This window comes from Hymenobacter sp. BT559 (assembly GCF_017571525.1).
Lineage (GTDB): Bacteria > Bacteroidota > Bacteroidia > Cytophagales > Hymenobacteraceae > Hymenobacter > Hymenobacter ginsengisoli.
Window position 1 is genome coordinate 62,162 of the sequence record NZ_JAGETY010000021.1, and the last position, 17,863, is coordinate 80,024.

Below are 17,863 nucleotides of genomic sequence, written 5' to 3' on the forward strand. Positions count from 1 at the left end.
TTTCCTCCATGCTCCGTGCTGCCGCCTCCCTTCGTCATGTTGCCCAGGCATTGCTGCTAGCCGGTGTCCTGCTGCTAGGCAGCTGCCGCAGCGGCTCCGACGATACGGCCGACGTGCACGAGCCCGGCGCCCCGGCCACCATGATGGCCGCCCTGCACACCATGGCCGAGCACTCCAAAGCCCTCCCACCGGGCACCAATCTCGACCTCTATTTCGCCCAGCTCATGCGCGAAAACCACCGGGCGGCCGTGTCCATGTCGGCGCTGGAGCTACAGCAAGGCCAGGACCCCGAGCTGCGCCGCGTTGCGCAGGACATTCACCAAGCCCACCAGCAACTCATTTTGGGGCTGGACTCGGCCATTGCACGCATCAGGGCCCTGCCACCTGCTTTCCCGGACCGCACGTTCCAGGCCGAACAATTAAGCCGGTTGCTGGAGGCGGCAACCAATGGGCTGCACCCGGCCGCCCACCGCAACATCGCTAAAGTAGAAGCTGGCAAAGACTCTCTAAGCCACCATCACACCCCCAAGCAGGAAGACGCCGGCACCGGCAGCATCGACCACGACTACGCCGCCCTACTCGTGCCGCACCACCAGAACTCCATCACCCTGGCCCGGGCCGAGCTGGAGCTGGGCCGCGACGAGCCCCTGCAGCGTGCCGCCTACTTCATCCTGCAGGACCAGCAGCGGGAAATTGAGCAGGTGCAAGTATGGCTCAGCCAGCACCCACGCCAGGGCAAGTAGTGTTCTCCCAGGACCATTCCCTCGTTCTCTAACCCACTTTGGTGACGGACCGGACCAATTGGTACCCTCCGGCTTCCAGCGCAGCCTGGATGGCTTTCAGGTCCGGGCCATTAAGGTGCGCGGTCGCTACTTCAGCCTCGCCTACGGCTACGCGGTCCACCACCAGGCCTAAGCCCACCAGCTGTTCGCGCACCCAGACGATGCAGTCCGGGGCGCACATGTTGTCGATGGTGAGCACGTAACGCATCAGCTGCGTCATGCCGGCAGTATCGTTTTCAGGAAAGGACATAACGATGTAGCTGAAAAGCCGAAGTATACGGGCGGCTTCCCAAATGCAACGGAATCGCTGGGGGCCGTGTTAGGGGCGCATGTGCCATCACCACAAGCCCGCGCTCAAACTCCAACGCTTCGGCATTTACCTGGCCGTGGGCGTGCTCCTTCTGCTAAGCCAGTACCATCCGTTTTAACGAGGCTCCCTGCTGCCGGCCTTGTCGCGGAAATGCTACCCCAGGCGACAGCCAAGACCGGTCGCGCAAGCTCCAGCCTTCAACATCGTGGGCTGCAATTGTCGGCCGTTTATCCGTTTCCGGCGAGGGCTGTTCCAGGCTGCGGCAGTTCAACCGCAGCAGCTGGACTTCCCCTCCGTCTGAATGGGCGGGCACGGCACCGTGCCGTACGAGCAGTAGACGCAGCAGTCGCCGGCCAGCGGCTTGAGCACCGTGTGGCATCCGGGGCACTCGTAAAAGTACTGGCAGGCATCCGTGGGCATTTGCTCGGCTTGCTGGTGCTGGCAAACCGGGCAGGTGAGCACGGACGTCAGGGTCACGGAGATGGTAGGCTGAAGAGGGGTCATATGCAAGGTCTAACGAGCGGTGGTGGAGGGAAGCACGTGGTAGCCGGTGCTGTTGATGGCACTTTCGACCTGGGCGGATTGAGCGTGAGCGGCGTCGAAGCGGACCTGGGCGGTGGCTTGGTCATAGGACACAGCTATAGACTGAACGCCGGGCACCTGCTGCACCGCACTTTCGACGTGGCGGGCGCAGGCCTCGCAGGTCATGCCGCCGATGCGGTAGGTGCGGGTTTGCCAAACGGGGGCGGCGCCGGTAGTGCTGGACACGGGGGCACTGGGCTTAGCGGTGGGATAAAGTTTCGCGCCGTAATAGGGAAAAGCTAATAGCAGGGTGGCAAGGACGGTGACGGAAGCCAGGAAACCGGTGGACTGCATGACGGAGCGTTTGGTGGGCACGGCGCAGCAGTCGGCCGCTACCGGCGCGGGGCGCAAGTGTCGGTACCAGGCGAAACCGAGCACGGCTACGGTGAGGGCCACTAGGTAAGGGCGGTAGGGTTCGAGCCAAGCGAAGGAACTGGCGGCGCCGCCGAGGCCGCCGAGCACAGCCAGCAGCGGGGTGACGCAGCAGAGCGAAGCAGCCAGCGCGGCCAGCAGGCCGGCGCCGAACAAGGATTTGGAGGGCTGGGCGGGGATGTTGCTCATTGGGCGGGTTCGGGGACGGTGGACGTGAGGCGGGCCAACAGGGGCTGGAGCACTGGCAGGTGCTCGGCGCTGAGGGTGTAAAACACCGTTTGACCGACTTTGCGGGCGGTGACCACGCCGCCGTCTTTAAGCTTACGGAGGTGCTGCGACACGGCCGAAATGGTCATATTGAGCACATCGGCTAGGTCGCACACGCACAGCTGCTCGTCAGCCAGCAGGAACAGCATTTGCAGGCGCACTTTGTTGCCGGCGAGGGCCAGCACTGTGGCCAGGGAGCTCAGCGCGGGAGCGGCCTTGGTCAGGTGCTGCTGGCACTGCAGGATGTGGTCTGTGTCAGCAAAGACCCGGACGCATGGCGTTGGATTCATGGTTGAGTGAAGCAGTAAGTCGACTCTCGTATTTAAGCAAATGCTAAAGTACGATGAAAAGGTTTTTGGCTTGCTTCGTTCATTGTTTAGCTTCACTCATGATAGACGAAGCGATGCCGAGATACGCCTACAGGGTGATGAATGCTTGCTCCCCGTGGAAATGCTAATTGGGTGTTTCCAGATACATCCACGTGCGACGTGTGCCGCAGGCAGTGCATTCCATCAGAAACTCCGTGGCGTGCGCGTACCGCTCCAGCACCTCCACGTGGGCGTGCAGCGTTTCCTGCCGACAGGTGGCACAGGGCAGCAACTCGGTAGCTGCGAGCTGCTCGTGCAGAAACTCCAGCTCATCATCTTTCATAGCAGGCAAGGTACTTATTAGCGTTGCAACTTCTGTTATCGCACAATATCCATTGCTAGGGGAAGTTGCTGGCTATGCTTTCCGCCTACCGTTCTGGACCTTCCGCTGCTCGGCTAGCCGGTTCAGTTGCTGGCCCCATACTACGCTGGGCTTCTTGCAAGCTGCGGCCGGCACTTCGCAAGTTGGCAGCATCTTCAGCCAAGGCCGGTATCCTCTCGGCTCGGGTTAAGGCCTCAGCCACGGCCTGGAGGTTAGCGCCCCCTAGGTAGGCAGATTTCTCCACGGCTTTAGCAGCTCGCAACAAGGAATCGGCCGGCCCTGGGTAGCCTTGTTCTTCCAGCCCCTCTACTACCTGTTTGGCGGCTTGCACAAACGCAACCGTCCCCGCGGGCTGTGGGATGATGGGATGCTGCGCTGGCGCGGCCGCTACAACCTTCGTTTGTACCGGGGGCTGCAAAGCCGTCAGCGCAGCCCCGAAGCGAGCGGCCTCTCGCTGCGAATCCGGGTCCTGAAAGCGCTTGTCCTGCTTTACCTCGTCTACCAGCTGTTGCAGCGCGGCCCCATGCTGCGCCAGGCCGGCCTGCGGGTTGCGGTCAATGTCGAGCACCTGGGCCAGCAGCGCGTCGGCGCGCTGGTTGCGGCGGTAGTCGACGCCCGCTACCAACTGCTGCATGGCCGGGGCCGCGGCAACCAACTCGCGCAACTGCTCAATCTGCCGCACGGTGGGCGTGGGGCCTTCCGTCAGCGGGCGGGCCTGGCTGGGGTGGCGGGCGGCTTCAGCATCGGGTCCGGGCAAGGGCGTGGTGTTGCGGGCAAACAAGTCGCGAAGGGCCTGTAAGTCCCAGTCTTTGTGCCCGGCCCCGTGCAGGCCTACGATGCCCTGGTCCCGGGCAGGGTTGAGCTTTTCGTGCTCGCGGTTGAAATCGACCTGATAGCCGGCCTGGTAGGCAATTTCGGCGAAGGTGGCCTGCAGTGTGCGGCCATTGCCCTCGCGGAAGGCGTGCACATGGTTGTAGTGGTCGAAGTAATAAGCGGCTCGCTCCGCGAATGCTTCGGGCGTGGGCAAGCCCTTGAGGTTGTTTTCCTGCTTGAGCTGCTCGCCCAGCGCATTCAGCCGCTCGTCGATGCGCTCGAAGGGTGCAAAGTGCATGGGACGCTCCATGCCGGGCAGGTCGGCAGCCTTAACGCCCTGAAACCCGGCTTCCCGGCGGGTCTGGCCAGCCCACTCGAACGTATCCTGAAACAGGTGGTGATGCACGGCCCGCAGCCGCTGGGCGTCAAAGGTGTCGCCTTGGGGTCCGTAACCGGCGGACAGCTCCTGCAGTCGGCGCAGCGACGCATCCTTGGTGGCCTGCTCCAGCTCCTGCGCATCGGTGATGCCGAGCTTGTTGTAGAAGACGCCGGTGTGGGGGTCTGTAAAATTATCCATCAAGGGTAAATACGAGAGCCACGCTTCTCGCTGGAATGGGGCCAAAAAATTAGCCCGACCTCAGGCCGGGCTAATGCAACTAAATACCTGAAAAGAAGCCGGATTACGCCACGTGCGCCAAGGCGTGCTCGAAGTTGTGGGCCTGCACCTGGCGCAGGTGCTCGTCGTGGCGGGCACCCATGGTAGCCAAGTCAATGTGGCCGGCCACGTACTGCGCGTGCAGCTCGGCAAGCCATTCGGGCTCCTGGTAGGCGCCCTGGCTGCGGGTGATGCCCAGCGACTGGTTTATGATAAACTGCCGCTGCTCGCGGGTTTGTTCGCGGGGACCAAACTGCGGGGTGTGAGAAGCTTGCGTGTTCATAAAGGACAGTACGTAAACGGGGAATGAGAGTACAAATTAAACAAAAAACCCGGCATTATGGTGCCCAGGGCAGCACTTAAAGCATGGGCTCATTGTCGGGCATCTGGCCCGGTTTGAGCGTGTTGGCGTATTGCCCCACGATGCCGGCCACATCCTCGCGGATAAGCTCAAAATTGGCCTGAATTACGGCTTGCAATGCATTGACCGGGCCTGTCATCGGGTTACTACCGGCTTGCCTGGCCGCGCGCCGCTGGCTTAGCCAATCCTGCTCTCGCCCCTCCCCTGCCGGGGCCTCGGCCAGCACCGGCGCCGGGCCGCCCTCGAAGGTGGCCAGCGGGTGCAGCGGGTACGAGCCGGGCGCCGCCTGGCGCTCCACCTTACCCTGGAAGAAGGGCTGCTCGGTTTCCACGGTCTGCCCGATGAACTCGCCGGTTTCGAGTGTGATGGTATCCTGCAGGCGCACGAGGTTGCGCTCCTGCCAGCTCACGCTCTGGCTGGCGTTGCTGCCGGCGCCCCGGCTGCCGCCGCTTTGGCTGCGGCCCATACTGGCCGACACCATCTCCCGGTCTTCCTTGCCCACCAGCTCCGAGACAAACTTGGCTGTTTCCAGCGAGTTGACCTTGCCGAAAAACTGGTTGTTGAGGTTGCTCACCATCACCTGCATCTTGTCGCGGCCGTAGGCGTCAATCATCTGGCTCAGGTCCTGGGTCATGTAAATCATGGCCACCTTGTTGCTGCGGGCAGTGGCCGGTATCACCTCCAGGTTGGGTACGTAGATGGTCGCGGCCTCGTCGAGGAATACGTAGCTCGGATGCTTGTGCTGCTGGTTCATGAGCTTCAGTGCCACGGCCACGATGCAGCTGATAACCGGGGAGAAGGTTTCTTTCAGCGTGGGGTCGTTGCCCACCACCAGCACCTTGGGTGCCTGCGGGTCATTCAGCTCCAAACTGAACCCCTCCCCTCTTGCCTCGTCGGGCGTGAGCACCCAGGCAATTTCCGGGGAGTTGATGCGCGTGAGCACAATCTGCAGCGAGGCAATGACGCCGGCCACCTGCTTTTCGGCGCGCTGCTTCACAGCCGTGGTGATGGAGCGCACCATGTCGCCGCACTCGGGGTCGGTGTCGAGCATGCTCAGCACGTGGGTAAAGTCCGGGTGCAGGGCCGTGTTCACCACGTGGGGCAGGGTGCAGAAGGCAGGGAAGTTCTTCCTGTAAAACCAGATGATGGCCGTCAGAAAAGCGTTGGCGCTGGTGTCGAAGAAATCCATCTTCTTGATGCTCTCCGGGTTCAGGTTGGCCATGATGGCGCGGGCGTACTCGTTGGCGTAGGCCACCACCGGCATCTTGTCGGCCCGCAGCGGGTTTACCCGCTCGCTGCGCTCCAGGTCTTTGAAGTTGATGATGTGCAGCTGCACCGCCACTCGCCCCTCCCCTACTGCCGCAGCTTTGGCATCGGCGAGCACAAACGCTTTCTGCGCGGCCTCGGCCAGCACCGGAAACTTAAAGTCGTAGATGAGCCCGGCAAACCCCTTCTCGGTGAACTGCTCAATCAGGGGCTCGCCAATCGAGTAAGACTTGCCAGCCCCGGCCCCGCCAAGCACCAGCGTCCCGCGAAACGGGTTGGGAATATTTATCCAGCCCCCATCCGTGGTGGCCAGGCTAAAGCCGTGCTCCGAGACCTGCTGCCGGCGCTCGGTTCGCAGCCCAAACCGCTCGGTTTTGTGTAGGGCCCGCGCGATACCTGCCACCAGGCCCGCGCCCAGCACGAGCAGAGCGGCTACGGGGTATAGCCAGGCAATCGCGCCAGCCGAAAACGACGCCAGCGCCAGCAACAACGCCCCGCCCACCAGGCCCACGCCGGCGGCCCCCAACTGGATGCGCCGCAGCTGCAGCTGCGTGGGCTGCCAGCGGCGCTGGCCGGGCCGGACGGGCGGCGCTTTGAGCAGCAGCGCTAGCATCCCTCCCGCTACCAGCACCGTCGCGCGCACGACCAGGCCAAAGCGTTGGTAAAAGCTTACCATCCCTGCCAGCAGGCGGCTCGTAATGGAAGCACCCAGGCCAGCGCCCGGCAGGCCCGGTGCCACTGCTTCGGCCCTTAATGCGGGATGAGACAGCAGGTAGTACTCGCCGGCGGCCAGCAATACCAACAGGAGGCCGAAGGCCAGATACAGGCCGGTCAGGCGGTGGGTAGCCGGCTGCCGGGGGGCGCTCATCATGCTCATGAGGTAATGAAATGAAGTGGTTATTTATTCGGGGTTACAGCTCGGGTTCCCATTGCCGGCGCCCACGCTGCTCGCCGATGTCCTGGGTGTCCACGCGGTCGGGGCCGCTGGTGGCGCGCAGAGCCTGCTGAAAGCTGTGCAGGGCTTGTCGCACCTGATGGCCGGTTTGGTCACGGGCGGGTTCCTCGCGTCCGGTGGCCAGCAGATGATAGGCATTGTCCAACGGCTGCCCTTGCCTGGCGCGCCCTTCCAGCCGGCGGAGCCGGTCGTAGAAAATTCGGTCGTAGCCCCGCCCCTGCGCGATGCGCTGCACCCGCGCCGCATCCAGCCGCTGGCTTGGGTCTGCCTGCCGGTTTAGCTGCTCGACGCGCTCGGCAATCCGGGCATTTCGTTGGGGGTTGGGTTCCGGGATGGCCGGGGCTGGCCTTCGGCTGGGAGTTGGGCCTTGGTACTGAAACTGGCGCTCGAATAGTACCCGTGCCTCTTCCTGCCAGTCCCGCAGGCTGAACCGGCTAACCCGCCCGCCGGGGTTCAGGGTGACGCGCTGCGCTCTGTCGCGGGCCGAAACAACCACGTGGATGTGGGCCTGCAGACCGGGCCGCGCCTGCCCCGGCCGGGCTTCCCCGGCTCGCACGGCCGCGTCCGTGCCGCGGTGGGTGCGCTCGTGGTGAATGATGGCTCCCCACACCAAATCATCTTTCCCCACGGCCCCGCCGTCCTTCAGCCGAAAACCAGCAGCATAGGCGGCCATCACATCCCGGGTATAGGCGCGCAGCTTCGCTTCATCTCCCCCGCCGATGTGGGCCAATTCTTCCGGACTCGGGGAAAGCACCAAAGAGTAAAACTTGGCTTCTCCTGCCCGCAGTCCTTTCACGTTGCCATCCAAGGAAGCCAGCACTGCCTCCCGGTCAAGCAGGTCTTGTTCGCCATCAAAGAAGCGCGCATTCTCACCCTTATGCTTGGCCTCGTGAGTTAGGTAATTCAATACCTGAGCTGCACTACCCTGGTTATTGTAGGCCTTTTCACCGTTCGTTTTTGGATTAATAAGCTTGGCATGCATGACAAAAACTCTGAATTAGCGCGTTTTCTTAAGCGCTTTAATGTCCAAAGCAGCTACACCAGCAGCTACGGTTTCAGCAATGCGTGCTTGGTTTTTCTGCTGTATTTTGTGCAGAGCCTCCCCGCCTTCCGGGGCCAATAAATTCTCTACGACGCGCAGCGTTTGCTCCTGCACTGCCTGCTGCCGCAGCTGAAAGCGCAGCATTTCCAGCAGTAGCCCCCGCTCCTGTTCCTGCAGGTAAGAAAACACCCGGTCGCCAAGCCGCTTCACCTCGGCCATGATGAGTTGGCCTTCTCGGGCCTGCGACTCCACCGGGTTTAAGCCGCGTTCCGCGAAGTAGCGAATGGCCGCATCCGCGTACTCGGTGCGGGTTATACCCAATCGCGCGGACTCCGCTCCTACCATGCGGTGCGTTGGTCCACTCACCGTAAGATGCTTCACGGCGGAGTTGTTGCTGGGCTGGGGTGATGTATTCTGTGGCTGGTCCTGCATACCACTGATTTTAATTTTCAACTACTGACAGTCAGTGTTTTAGCTTACTAGATTAACAAATATCAACTCTGTTGATATTTAAACACCATTTAATCAGCGCGTTAGCGATATTAAATGGTGGTCTTCTTGCTAACTACCCTAAGGCTCCCTGCTAACTACCCTAAGGCCCCCTGGCTAACTACCCTAAGGCCCCCTGGCCCAGCAGCATCCCGCTACGAACGGTCTACCTACAGTGCTCCCCTTTGTCACCGCCTCATGGCACCAAGGCTTGAACGCCAACTGCATTCTACTTAGGGGAGTGTCAGCAGGGAAGGGAATACCTAGAGAGCATCAGGAAGGATTTTTTATTTCTTAGGAAACAAGTATCTTCAAAAGGCGAAATCCTGTATCCTGGCTGCTTTACGCCTCGTAATCCGCTTTGTTTCTTAGGATTTTAGGAAATAAGTTTCTTGAGAACTTTTGCAGAATGTTTACTGAGCAACTTGTTTCTAATTTTACCAAGCAGCTTTTATGCTTATTTTCTAGGAAATAAGAAAAACAGGAAACAACGCTTGCAATTTCCTAGTAACATACTTGCTTTATTTTCCAGGAAATAAAAAAACAAGTTTACAAGTAACTTTGAAAATCGAGAAACAAGCTGCTTATTTTGCAAGCTGCTTCTCCTGTGGCTTTCCCATTAGTTCCCCTGCCCTATGAAAATCATTTGCGTTGCCAACCAGAAGGGTGGCATTGGTAAGAGTACCCTCATCACCGTGCTGGCGGGTGCGCTGGCCGCCGACTACTGCTACCGCGTGCTGGTGGTCGACGCGGACTCGCAGCAGACGCTGGCGGGTGTGCGCCTCACCAACGACCAGCCGAGCGTCGAGCTGGAGCGCGAAGCCGGTACGCTGGCCGAGCCGGCCTTCCCCTATGCCTTGGAATCGGTGGGTATGGGCCAGGTGTATGACCGGCTCGACGAAATCAGCGACGACTACGACGTGGTGTTTATTGACGTGCCGGGCCGTTCGGACGACACGGCCATGATTGACGTGCTCAGCGGCGCCAACGTGGTGCTCGTGCCGGTAGGGGCGTCAGATGCCGAACGACTGGCCACGATTTCCTTTATGCAGCTGCTGCAGGAGATTTCCCGGCTCTCGCGGGAGCAGGGGCTGGACTTCCAGTTCTTCGGCGTGCATTCGCACCGCACCAACCTGAAGGAGGAAAAGGACATGGACGAATTCACCGACGCCCTGGGGCTGCCGCGCCTGCAGGCCTCCCTGCGCCAGCTGGGCTGCTACAAGCGTCTATCCACCCGCTACAGCTACCTCAATCCGGCCTACCGCCGGGCCGTGGGGGCCGATGCCTCGGTAGAAGCCGAAGTACGCGCCCTGTGTGACGAACTGATTGCCCGCGCTGGGCTCACCGCTGAACTCGTATCGTAATGGCCAAGATTCAACGCCTGAAAATCTCCACGGACGAGAAGATGTCCATGTTGCGCGGGCAGCCGGGCCACATGCCGGCCGCGCCCGTAGCAGCCGAGCCCGCCACGGGCACTGCACCAGCTCCTGAGCCCACGCCCACGCCTGTACGTTCACCTGAACCAGCCGCGGTAGCGCCGCCGGTGATAGAGGCCGCGGCTCCAGCGCCGGCGCCTGTTGCTGTGGTAGCAACTCCTAAGCCAACTGCTCCAGCAACGCAGGCAGTAAAGCGGGGTAGGGGTCGCCCGCCAAAAGTAGAATCACCTGCTGCCGAAGTGGCTCCATCCGGGCTGCAGCCGTCGCTGATTCGCCTGGAAGGGGAAACGCAACGAGCCGCGCTGGCCTATATCCACGAGGAACTGATGCTCCACAGCCGCCGGGTATACCTGAAAGAGTTGGTTGACGAAGCGGTAAACTACTACCTACAGCACGGCCCGCCTGCCAAGGGCAAGTAGGGGAGGGGCAGTAGGGAAAAGCAGGAAGGAGCGAATTAATCGTTCTTTCCTGCTTTTTTATTTTTAAGAATGACCGAGCTATCCCACCGAAATCATCGCACGTTACTGTGCGGACCATAGCTGCTATAAAGACCTACTTGGCACCTCAGGCTTGTAAAGGAAGAACTTTTCGCCTTGCACGGCAACGCTTTCGCAGCTCAGGCGCACGAATGCCAAAGCCCCTACCTTCATCTTCAAAGGCTTTTCGCCAATTGTCACCATTCGTTGATGCTGCCCCCCGTGTAATTTCCATCCAATGGCCGTCAGGCTGCGAAGCTTCTCGGTGAAGCTGAATTCTGTGCGCGGAACATCCCCCGCTTCCAAAAACTCGAAGGTGTCCACCAACTCCCTTATCTCGTCCATCAAAGGGGCAATTTGTTCGAGTTCGGCAGCGGTTTCGAATTCTTCATGCGACTGGTTCAGCATATCCGCCCGCTCAATCACTTGCATCAACTGTCGGCCAGACGAGATTATGGGTAACTGAACAGGAGTCAGCGCCTCCAGTTTGGCTTTTTCGACAATATCCGGCCGTATAATTGGCAGGAGCTCGCCGACTACAGAGGCCAAGTTATCCTGCCATGTAATAGCAATTCGGTCTGCCAGTGGGGGAGAAAAGCTACGGACGTCTTGCGCCGTGACATCTTTCCAGATGGGCAGAATCACCTTATCCCCGCTAATCTCCTGCTGTGCTAACCCATTCAACTCACGGGTCGGGTAGTGTTTATTGAAAAAGTTAGGTGATAATACAACGATACCAAAACGGCTATGGGCAAGCCCTTCATCAATACGCTCCCTTAAACTGTCACCAACGCGCAACTCAAATTTATCCAGCCACACACGTACCCCTCGTCGGGCTAATTCAGTAGCCAGGGGCAAGGCTACAGATTCACGGTCTTCGGATGCATATGAGATAAATACATCCCATTGGGTAGTGGCAGTGGCCATAAAAGACTAGTTATGCGGAGAGAAATTAAATAGTAGCCAGCCTTAATCATTCAAGCTTGGGCGCGCATCTTGAGCAGCGGCAAACCACCAGGCAATGTTTTCAAGGAAGTTGCAAAAAGAATCCATGCACTCCTTGAGATGGCGCAGATTGATATGGTCAACGTTAGCTAACCGCTTTATGCCTTTCGTGTCAACAGGATATCGAAAGGCAGTTGCATCAGGGTCTACGCTGGAAAGCTCGGCAATAAAATGGTCAACCAAGGCAAATTCCCCTGGGTCTTCTTCCAACTCATTCCGCATTTTCCTCACCACAAGCCTAGCTACAGGCCATAGTTCGTTGAGCCTGTGGCCCCAAGGTTCTTTGCCTTCGCCTAACAAGGCATTGCCAACCGTGATTAGCTCCTTGAGTCGGAGTTCAATGTGCTGCCGGTACATGAATACAATTGGCCAAACTAGGATATCCTGATTTTGACCTGTTTCCATGACTTCGTTAATGAGAACATTCGCGGCGAGGCGGTATCCCTCGACAAGCCCATACATTCTATCAGACGACATGTTAAGGCATGCGTTGTTGGTCCAATCTGGACCACTTGTGAACAAGGAAGGGTAAGTAGCCATTTTAGGTTTTGCCGTGGTAAATCATTTCCTGACTGGATGAAGCGTCAATATCTTTAATCACTACCGCAATAACATCCTGAATGGGCAAATTCAGCAGGTTTGACACTTTGAGCAATTCTGCAACAGTTAGGCTTGAGGGGTCCTGCTCTCGCCTTTTTATCGTGCGATAAGTCATTTGGAGGTGCTCCATTAATTCCCTTTCTGTAAACCGGAAGCGGCCGTGGCGAAGCAGGTCACGAAAGGTTTGTGCGGGCAAGTCTTTGTCAACAGAATTCATAAGAGTAATTGATTGACGTTAGAGACTGGGCAAGCGGGTACCCCACCGCCCCCGGCCTCGCCCGGTACTGAGCGGGGCAACAAGGCCATGGGCTATTCGGGCACCTGCGCCAAAGCTGAGAAGTGCGGATTCTGCTCTGCCTCCTCGGCCAAGGTGCGCTCCTCCCATTCCGTAATCTGACGCATGATGTTGGTCAGCCAGCGGCCCAGCCGGGCGGGGTCTGACTCGGCTAGAATGCGGGCCGTAGCAGTGCGGCGCTGCTCGTCGCTGAAAGCGGGGTGCTCCATGAGCCGCGTAAGCTCGATGCGCTGCGTGGATACCACGACAGTCGTGAGCGTGGGCAGCGTTTCCTGCCCCAAGGTTACTAGGGGCAAAGTGGGTAGCACCGGACAGGGCAGCACGGCCCCGGTATCAACGGGCTGTGCAGTAGCGGGGGCAACTTCGGGCTCGTTGTTTACCTCCATAGCTGCTGGGCTTGCGCTGGGGGGGGTCGGCTCCGGGGCGCTGGGTCCGTTATCATCGCCGCCCGCGGTGCCCAGGATAAACTCAGCGGCCCGCTGCGCCCGGCTGGCGGCCTGCACCACCAGCTTTTTATCGCCGCGCAGCTGCTCCAGCCAAAACTGCAGGTAGGCAGCGGTATTTTCCAGCGTGGCGCTGGGGTCCAGCCCGGCGTGGCCACACAGGAAGGCTGCACCCATCTCGGCCGTCAGTTCCTCGCGGGCATAGCCGGCGCGGCCGCTCGGGCGTAAGGCCTCGGCCAGGTCGGGCCGGTCCAGGCGGCTGGCGTGGCCGGTGGCGTGGGTCAGTTCATGAAACAGCGTTGAATAGTAGGCTTCGCCGCTGACGAAGGTTTCCGGGCGGGGCACATTCACGAAGTCGGGGCCGGGGGCGTAGTAGGCTTGCCCGCCTCCATGCTCAATGCGGGGGCAGGTTGCCCAGTTTGCTACCAGGGCTTCGGCCGCGGCCAGGGGCTCGTGCGCGCGGTCTTTGGGCTGCTCAGGCAGAACAATGTCCACTCCTTCGACATCATCCACCGAAAAGACGGTGTAGTACTTGATAAAGGGCGTTTTCTCTTCCTCGCCGGTTTGCTTATCCGTGCGGGTCGTGACGTTGTAGTAAATCACGGGCATACCCTTGGCCCCTTTGCGGATGTTGCCGCCCAGCTCCTTGGCCTGCCGAAACGTGAGAAAAAACGGCGTACCGCCTACCAGGTGCAGCAAAAAAGCATTGATGCCGGTATAGGCCCGCCCACTGACGTAGTTGCGAGGCAGCCCGTAGGCGGCATGCCAGGGCTTGCGCCAAGCAATCTGGCCCGCTTCAAGGGCTGCAATCACCCGGTCGGTAACAATCTGGTACACGTCGGGGCGGGTGGTCGTTTGGGCGGCGGTGCTGGTTTGCTTTTTCATCGCTAAGTAGAGGCTAAGTGACTGTTTTAAAACCGTTTCCTTACTTATTAAACGCAAAAATGAGCTAATTCGTTGCTAAAAAGACAACAAAAACAGACTTATTGGCCATTATTTTACCTTGCCAAAACATTTCTCCCCCACTGCCCCTGGCGCCTGGCTCCTATACCCGCTTGCCGGAAAGGCCGGTAACAAAAGTGCCCGACAGGAAACCTATCGGGCACTTTCACCGCTTCGAAGAGCAGATTACTCGGGCTGGCCGAGTTCCTGCTTCAGGCATTCCAGCAGGCTCACACGGGAGGCTTCGCCGATTTGAATCAAGGGTGCTCCGTCGTTGAGGTAGAACAAGACCGGGTTGGCCTTGCTGACGGCTTGGCTCCAGGATTCATCGGAGAGGTCCGCCGGCAGGTGCAGCAGCGGCTGATACTCGTCGCGGATGAGTTGTAAAATCAGCCCTTTCATCGCGGGGCAAAAACTTGAAAATGGCCGGTGACCGGTAGATATCATAACAGGGGTAATGGCGTGGAAGAAAATGCAACGAGGTTCCGGGCCCGCCGCGTAGCGAGGCCCGGGAATAGACAGCCCTGCCCGTCGGCTATTAGCAAGCCGATGGCAGCCGCAGCAGCTGCGGGGGATGTTTACCAGAAAGTTGAATTAGCCTCGATGCGGACCCACGAACAGGGCCGGGCGCTCGGAAATCGGCAGCGGCCGCTGGGCAGCGGATGCCAGGGTCCGGCCTGCTCGCGGCAGGACGGACGGCGCGTAAGTAGATGTAAACCCTGTTTTCGCCAGCATGGTGAGCAGCTTGCTATGCCCGCAAAACTAAAGAATCAGACCATATTATCGGGGAATTTCCTCGGCAAGCCGACTACCTGCTACCGCTCGGGTCCGGCAGTGCGCTCGGCTAGGGCATTGACCCCTATGCCGCTAGGCGCCAGACGGTGCCGCTCGGCCCGGTCGGCGGAATGTTCGTGCAGCTGCGCGCCGGGCTGGCGGGCCACGTCATCGAGCGCAGCACTGGCTCGCGCCAGATTCGGTTGGTCGAGCCGGTAGCTGACTTCTATCTCGCTGTGGCGCTGGTGCGTGGCCGGGTCGGTGGCGCTACGCAGCGACCCCGTGTTCAGGCCGGCCTCGCGCAGCTGCTCGGCCACGGCTTCAGCCTGGCCGGTACTGCCCGGCCGGGGTTCGGGCTCGTCGATGCGAATAATGGCCGTCTTCGTCACTCCCGGAGGCGGGGCGGCAGCGGCCAGCTCGCGGCGCTCGGCCTGCTCGCCGGCATCTTCGCGCAGGGTTACCAGAGGAGACTTATCCAGCGCGTCCAGCGTCTGGCTGAGCTGACGCAGCCCGCCGGGGGTGGCGTGGGGATGATAGCGCACGTCCAGCTCGCTACGCAGCTGTCCACTGGTCGGGTCCGTTTCGGCTCGCAGCGCCACGTCGGCGCCGGCCTTACGCAGCAGCTCGCGCATCTGCTGGGCCTGGCTGGGCGTTGCCTCGTCGGCGGGGCTCGGTTCGGTTACCGTCAGCTGCACGGCGCGCTGCATGGCTGGGTTCCCGGTGGCGACAGCCACGGCCAGCGTGGTGGCCTGACGCTGCTGCTCCGCTTCCCGGCGCTGGGCATCCGGGCTCTGTGCGGCGGCGCGCTGTTCGGCCTGCTGCCGCTCGGCCTGTTCCTGACGAGCGCGCTCTTGGCGCTGCTGCTCCTTGGCCTGCTCGTCGACGCGGGCCTGCTTGGCCACTTGTTCGCGGGTCAGGCCCTGGCTCAACAGCTCCAGGTCCCGGTTAAAATCCTTACTGATGGCGTACTCGGTGCGAATGAAGTTCTCGGGTTGGCGACCGGGCTCGGCGGGTTGTCGCTCCAGTTGGTCGCGCTGCATTTCGCGCTGGGCGTGCAGGCTGCGCGCTAGCTCTTCCAGGGCATGGCTGTCGGCATTTGGCGCGACCAGGCGCACCACGGTTTCCTGCCGGCTGGCTCGCTGCACTTCCAGGTTCAGGGCCTCGTCGGCGAAAGGCCGCAGCTGCTGCACCTGCGCCGTGAGTTGGGCCAGGTGCTCGGTGCCCTCGGCGCGGGTAGCGTGGTGAAACTCCACGCGCAGGGCCGTGTGGTACTTGCCGGCAGCCGTGGCGTGCCATTCCACCGGGCGGGGTGCCTCGTCGTAGGCCACTTGGCCGTCGGCCACTTCGCGGGCGCGGCGCGGGGCCTGGAGTTCGTTGAGGTAATTGATGTTAAAGCGTCGGCCGGCCGCGTCGTTGTCGTTGGCCAGTACCACTTCTTTGGGCTCCTGCTTATCGATGAGCTTTTGAATCAGCTCCACCTGCCGCTCGGTGACGGTGCCGCTGGTGGCCACGTACAGCGTATTGGGCTGACCCTCGGCGCCGCGGTGGTGCAGCTGGTGGTAGCTCATGGCGTCCACCGGGCTCTCCGAGACGACCAGGCGCTGCACCGGAGTATCCTTGCCCTCGGTGGGGTGCGACACCCACACGCCTGTTTTGGGCAGCTGCAGCAGGTGCTTGTAGTCGTCGTTGCGCTGCTCCACGGTGGCAATGCCGTGCTCGTTGTAGAGCGGAAACGCCGTGTTGCGAAAATTCCCCTGCTGGCTGGTGAATACCCGTCCCTGAAAAGCCGGGCTGTCAATGGTCTCATCCGACAGGTGCCGGTGGTGTAAATAGCTGCGGTCGGTCAGGGCGGCATGGGTGCCCATGACGGCTGCCACCAAGCGGGCCCGCCGCTCCGCTTCGGTTTCCACTTCTGCCGGCTCACTGGGCTTGGGGGCGTAGGCGGCAGGAGCGGGCAGTAGGGGAGAAGTGGCTGCCTGCCAGCCTTGCTCAGGTTCACCCAGATACTGGCGTAGGGTCTGCCGCACCTGCCCCAGCGTCTGATTCTCGCGGGTTTTCACAAAGTCGATGATGGAGCCGGAGTCCCGGTCATCACCAGGGTTCAGGTACACCTGGTGGTCACCCTTGCGGGAGACAATGAGCATTTCTCCATCCTTTTCCAGTTGGTGCCACTGGCCCCGTGGTCCGGCCTTTTTCACGTCGTAGCCGTGGCGCTGGGTGGCGTAGTCAACCAGGTCGATGGATTGCTTGAAGCGGTCGAGCTCCTGGGGGTCGTTGTCGCGTGGGGAAGAATTTGAAGCGGGCATAAGCAGGAAAGGAAAGGGTATGCCGTAGCCGCACCCGCAGGAGTGGGCGTGGGGCGTAAATCAGGAAGTAGGAGGGAGGGGGCGCTAGCTGACCAGCTGCTCGTGGGCCGCCAGCTGCTCGCGCAGGGTGGCCAGCAGGGCAGCGTCGGCAAAGAGGTAGTGCTCGCAGAGCTGGCCGTCCACGTACAGGCGCACCAGCTCGGTGTCGAAGCCGAACACGCGCAGGTGCTTTTGCACCAGGCGGTATTCCTCGCGCTGCAGGCTACCCGTTTTCAGGCCCACGCTGGTGGTGTAAGGAAAGCCAAAGGCGGTGCAGGTGGCCCGCAGGCCCCCGTGGGGCAGGCTGCGCAGCCGCAACTGCACGTAGCGGCGGGCCTCGTCGTAGGTGATGGCCAGCGCGGGGTCGGGCAACTGGGGGCGCAGGGCGGCCGGGGAAGTAATGGATTTCGCCAGGCGGCGGGAAGCAACGGAAACGGGCATAGGGAAAAGAGCAACGTGGAGCGGGCAGGCTCCAGGGCCTTTCCGCTAGGTAGTAGGGGAGGTGGGTGACGCCGGAGCGTCAAAAGGCGGGTTGTCGAACAGGTTCAGCTCGGATTTGAAGCGGGCCAGGTTTTCCAGCGAGGTGAACATGAAAAAGTGCCGGCGCGACTGGTGCACGATGATGCGCAGCAGCTCGGTGGGAAACTGGAAGTGGGCCATCAGGCGCTGCAGCAGCACGGCCTGGGTTTCCTCCTCCAGCTTCTTGATTTCAATCAGCCGGGCGTAGTTGAACTTGTGCTCCTGAGCCCAGGGCTTGAGCTGCCCGTGCAGCAGGGTGTTGAGGCGGTGGCGGATATAGCGCAGAACTGTGGCATAGGAAACGATAAGGGCGGGGTCTGGAAAGCCCGCATTAACCGGCTCAAGGGGGGTGGAAGCCGGGGGGGTGGGAATGGAGGTGGTCATGCAGCAGCAATTAGAGGGCGCGCAAGGTAGCAAACCAGCCGGCCGCGTGCACAACTCACT

21 protein-coding genes are annotated in these 17,863 nt (G+C 60.8%); 3 read left to right on the forward strand and 18 right to left on the reverse strand.

All coding sequences use genetic code 11. The features are described 5' to 3' along the window. Nucleotides 1–8 precede the first annotated feature (8 nt). Nucleotides 9–743, forward strand: coding sequence for a DUF305 domain-containing protein (locus J4D99_RS20905; RefSeq protein ID WP_208133695.1), 735 nt, complete (start codon nt 9–11; stop codon nt 741–743). Nucleotides 744–771: 28 nt separating this feature from the next. Here the strand turns inward: J4D99_RS20905 and J4D99_RS20910 are convergent, their stop codons facing one another. From J4D99_RS20910 to J4D99_RS20955, 10 genes are all read right to left on the reverse strand, one after another. Continuing rightward, nucleotides 772–1,032, reverse strand: coding sequence for a hypothetical protein (locus J4D99_RS20910; protein ID WP_208133696.1), 261 nt, complete (start codon nt 1,030–1,032; stop codon nt 772–774). Nucleotides 1,033–1,359: 327 nt separating this feature from the next. Continuing rightward, complete coding sequence (locus tag J4D99_RS20915) at nt 1,360–1,596, reverse strand: GDCCVxC domain-containing (seleno)protein (protein ID WP_208133697.1); 237 nt, start codon at nt 1,594–1,596, stop codon at nt 1,360–1,362. Nucleotides 1,597–1,605: 9 nt separating this feature from the next. Continuing rightward, nucleotides 1,606–2,235: a mercuric transport protein MerTP gene (gene merTP / locus J4D99_RS20920; RefSeq protein WP_208133698.1), complete on the reverse strand. Its 630-nt coding sequence runs from the start codon at nt 2,233–2,235 to the stop codon at nt 1,606–1,608. Next, complete coding sequence (locus J4D99_RS20925; RefSeq protein ID WP_208133699.1) at nt 2,232–2,603, reverse strand: ArsR/SmtB family transcription factor; 372 nt, start codon at nt 2,601–2,603, stop codon at nt 2,232–2,234. The genes merTP and J4D99_RS20925 overlap by 4 nt, the downstream gene beginning before the upstream one ends. A 163-nt stretch (nt 2,604–2,766) precedes the next feature. Beyond that, nucleotides 2,767–2,964, reverse strand: coding sequence for a hypothetical protein (locus J4D99_RS20930; protein WP_208133700.1), 198 nt, complete (start codon nt 2,962–2,964; stop codon nt 2,767–2,769). An 85-nt stretch (nt 2,965–3,049) separates the two neighbouring features. Further along, nucleotides 3,050–4,393, reverse strand: a complete 1,344-nt coding sequence (locus J4D99_RS20935; RefSeq protein ID WP_208133701.1) for a Fic/DOC family protein — start codon at nt 4,391–4,393, stop codon at nt 3,050–3,052. Nucleotides 4,394–4,496: 103 nt separating this feature from the next. Further along, nucleotides 4,497–4,754 carry a hypothetical protein gene (locus J4D99_RS20940; protein WP_208133702.1) on the reverse strand — a complete coding sequence of 86 codons (258 nt, stop codon included), beginning with the start codon at nt 4,752–4,754 and terminating at the stop codon, nt 4,497–4,499. A gap of 76 nt (nt 4,755–4,830) precedes the next feature. After that, nucleotides 4,831–6,969, reverse strand: coding sequence for a type IV secretory system conjugative DNA transfer family protein (locus J4D99_RS20945; RefSeq protein WP_208133703.1), 2,139 nt, complete (start codon nt 6,967–6,969; stop codon nt 4,831–4,833). Between the two features lie 40 nt (nt 6,970–7,009). Beyond that, the gene (locus tag J4D99_RS20950) at nt 7,010–8,035 is read right to left on the reverse strand and encodes a DUF5712 family protein (protein WP_220235764.1); all 1,026 of its coding nucleotides are present in this window, start codon (nt 8,033–8,035) and stop codon (nt 7,010–7,012) included. 15 nt (nt 8,036–8,050) lie between these two features. Next, entirely contained in the window at nt 8,051–8,527 is a 477-nt protein-coding gene (locus J4D99_RS20955; RefSeq protein WP_208133705.1) for a hypothetical protein, read from the reverse strand. 692 nt (nt 8,528–9,219) lie between these two features. Here J4D99_RS20955 and J4D99_RS20960 point away from each other — a divergent pair. Beyond that, nucleotides 9,220–9,948: a ParA family protein gene (locus tag J4D99_RS20960; protein WP_208133706.1), complete on the forward strand. Its 729-nt coding sequence runs from the start codon at nt 9,220–9,222 to the stop codon at nt 9,946–9,948. Nucleotides 9,949–10,259: 311 nt separating this feature from the next. Further along, nucleotides 10,260–10,439, forward strand: coding sequence for a hypothetical protein (locus J4D99_RS20965; RefSeq protein WP_125440563.1), 180 nt, complete (start codon nt 10,260–10,262; stop codon nt 10,437–10,439). A 123-nt stretch (nt 10,440–10,562) separates the two neighbouring features. Here the strand turns inward: J4D99_RS20965 and J4D99_RS20970 are convergent, their stop codons facing one another. From J4D99_RS20970 to J4D99_RS21005, 8 genes are all read right to left on the reverse strand, one after another. After that, nucleotides 10,563–11,423 (reverse strand): toll/interleukin-1 receptor domain-containing protein, encoded by an 861-nt coding sequence (locus tag J4D99_RS20970; protein WP_208133707.1) that lies wholly within the window; start codon nt 11,421–11,423, stop codon nt 10,563–10,565. 42 nt (nt 11,424–11,465) lie between these two features. Beyond that, nucleotides 11,466–11,978 carry a hypothetical protein gene (locus tag J4D99_RS20975; protein ID WP_208133708.1) on the reverse strand — a complete coding sequence of 171 codons (513 nt, stop codon included), beginning with the start codon at nt 11,976–11,978 and terminating at the stop codon, nt 11,466–11,468. 64 nt (nt 11,979–12,042) lie between these two features. Then, complete coding sequence (locus J4D99_RS20980; protein ID WP_208133709.1) at nt 12,043–12,318, reverse strand: hypothetical protein; 276 nt, start codon at nt 12,316–12,318, stop codon at nt 12,043–12,045. Nucleotides 12,319–12,410: 92 nt separating this feature from the next. After that, nucleotides 12,411–13,724, reverse strand: a complete 1,314-nt coding sequence (locus J4D99_RS20985) for a zincin-like metallopeptidase domain-containing protein (protein WP_208133710.1) — start codon at nt 13,722–13,724, stop codon at nt 12,411–12,413. 243 nt (nt 13,725–13,967) lie between these two features. Next, entirely contained in the window at nt 13,968–14,183 is a 216-nt protein-coding gene (locus tag J4D99_RS20990) for a hypothetical protein (protein WP_208133711.1), read from the reverse strand. A 413-nt stretch (nt 14,184–14,596) separates the two neighbouring features. After that, entirely contained in the window at nt 14,597–16,861 is a 2,265-nt protein-coding gene (locus J4D99_RS20995) for a toprim domain-containing protein (RefSeq protein WP_208133712.1), read from the reverse strand. Nucleotides 16,862–16,945: 84 nt separating this feature from the next. Further along, a complete protein-coding gene (locus J4D99_RS21000; protein WP_208133713.1) occupies nt 16,946–17,341 on the reverse strand; it encodes a hypothetical protein in 396 nt (131 codons plus the stop codon). Nucleotides 17,342–17,386: 45 nt separating this feature from the next. Further along, nucleotides 17,387–17,803: a hypothetical protein gene (locus J4D99_RS21005; RefSeq protein ID WP_208133714.1), complete on the reverse strand. Its 417-nt coding sequence runs from the start codon at nt 17,801–17,803 to the stop codon at nt 17,387–17,389. Nucleotides 17,804–17,863: the final 60 nt, after the last annotated feature.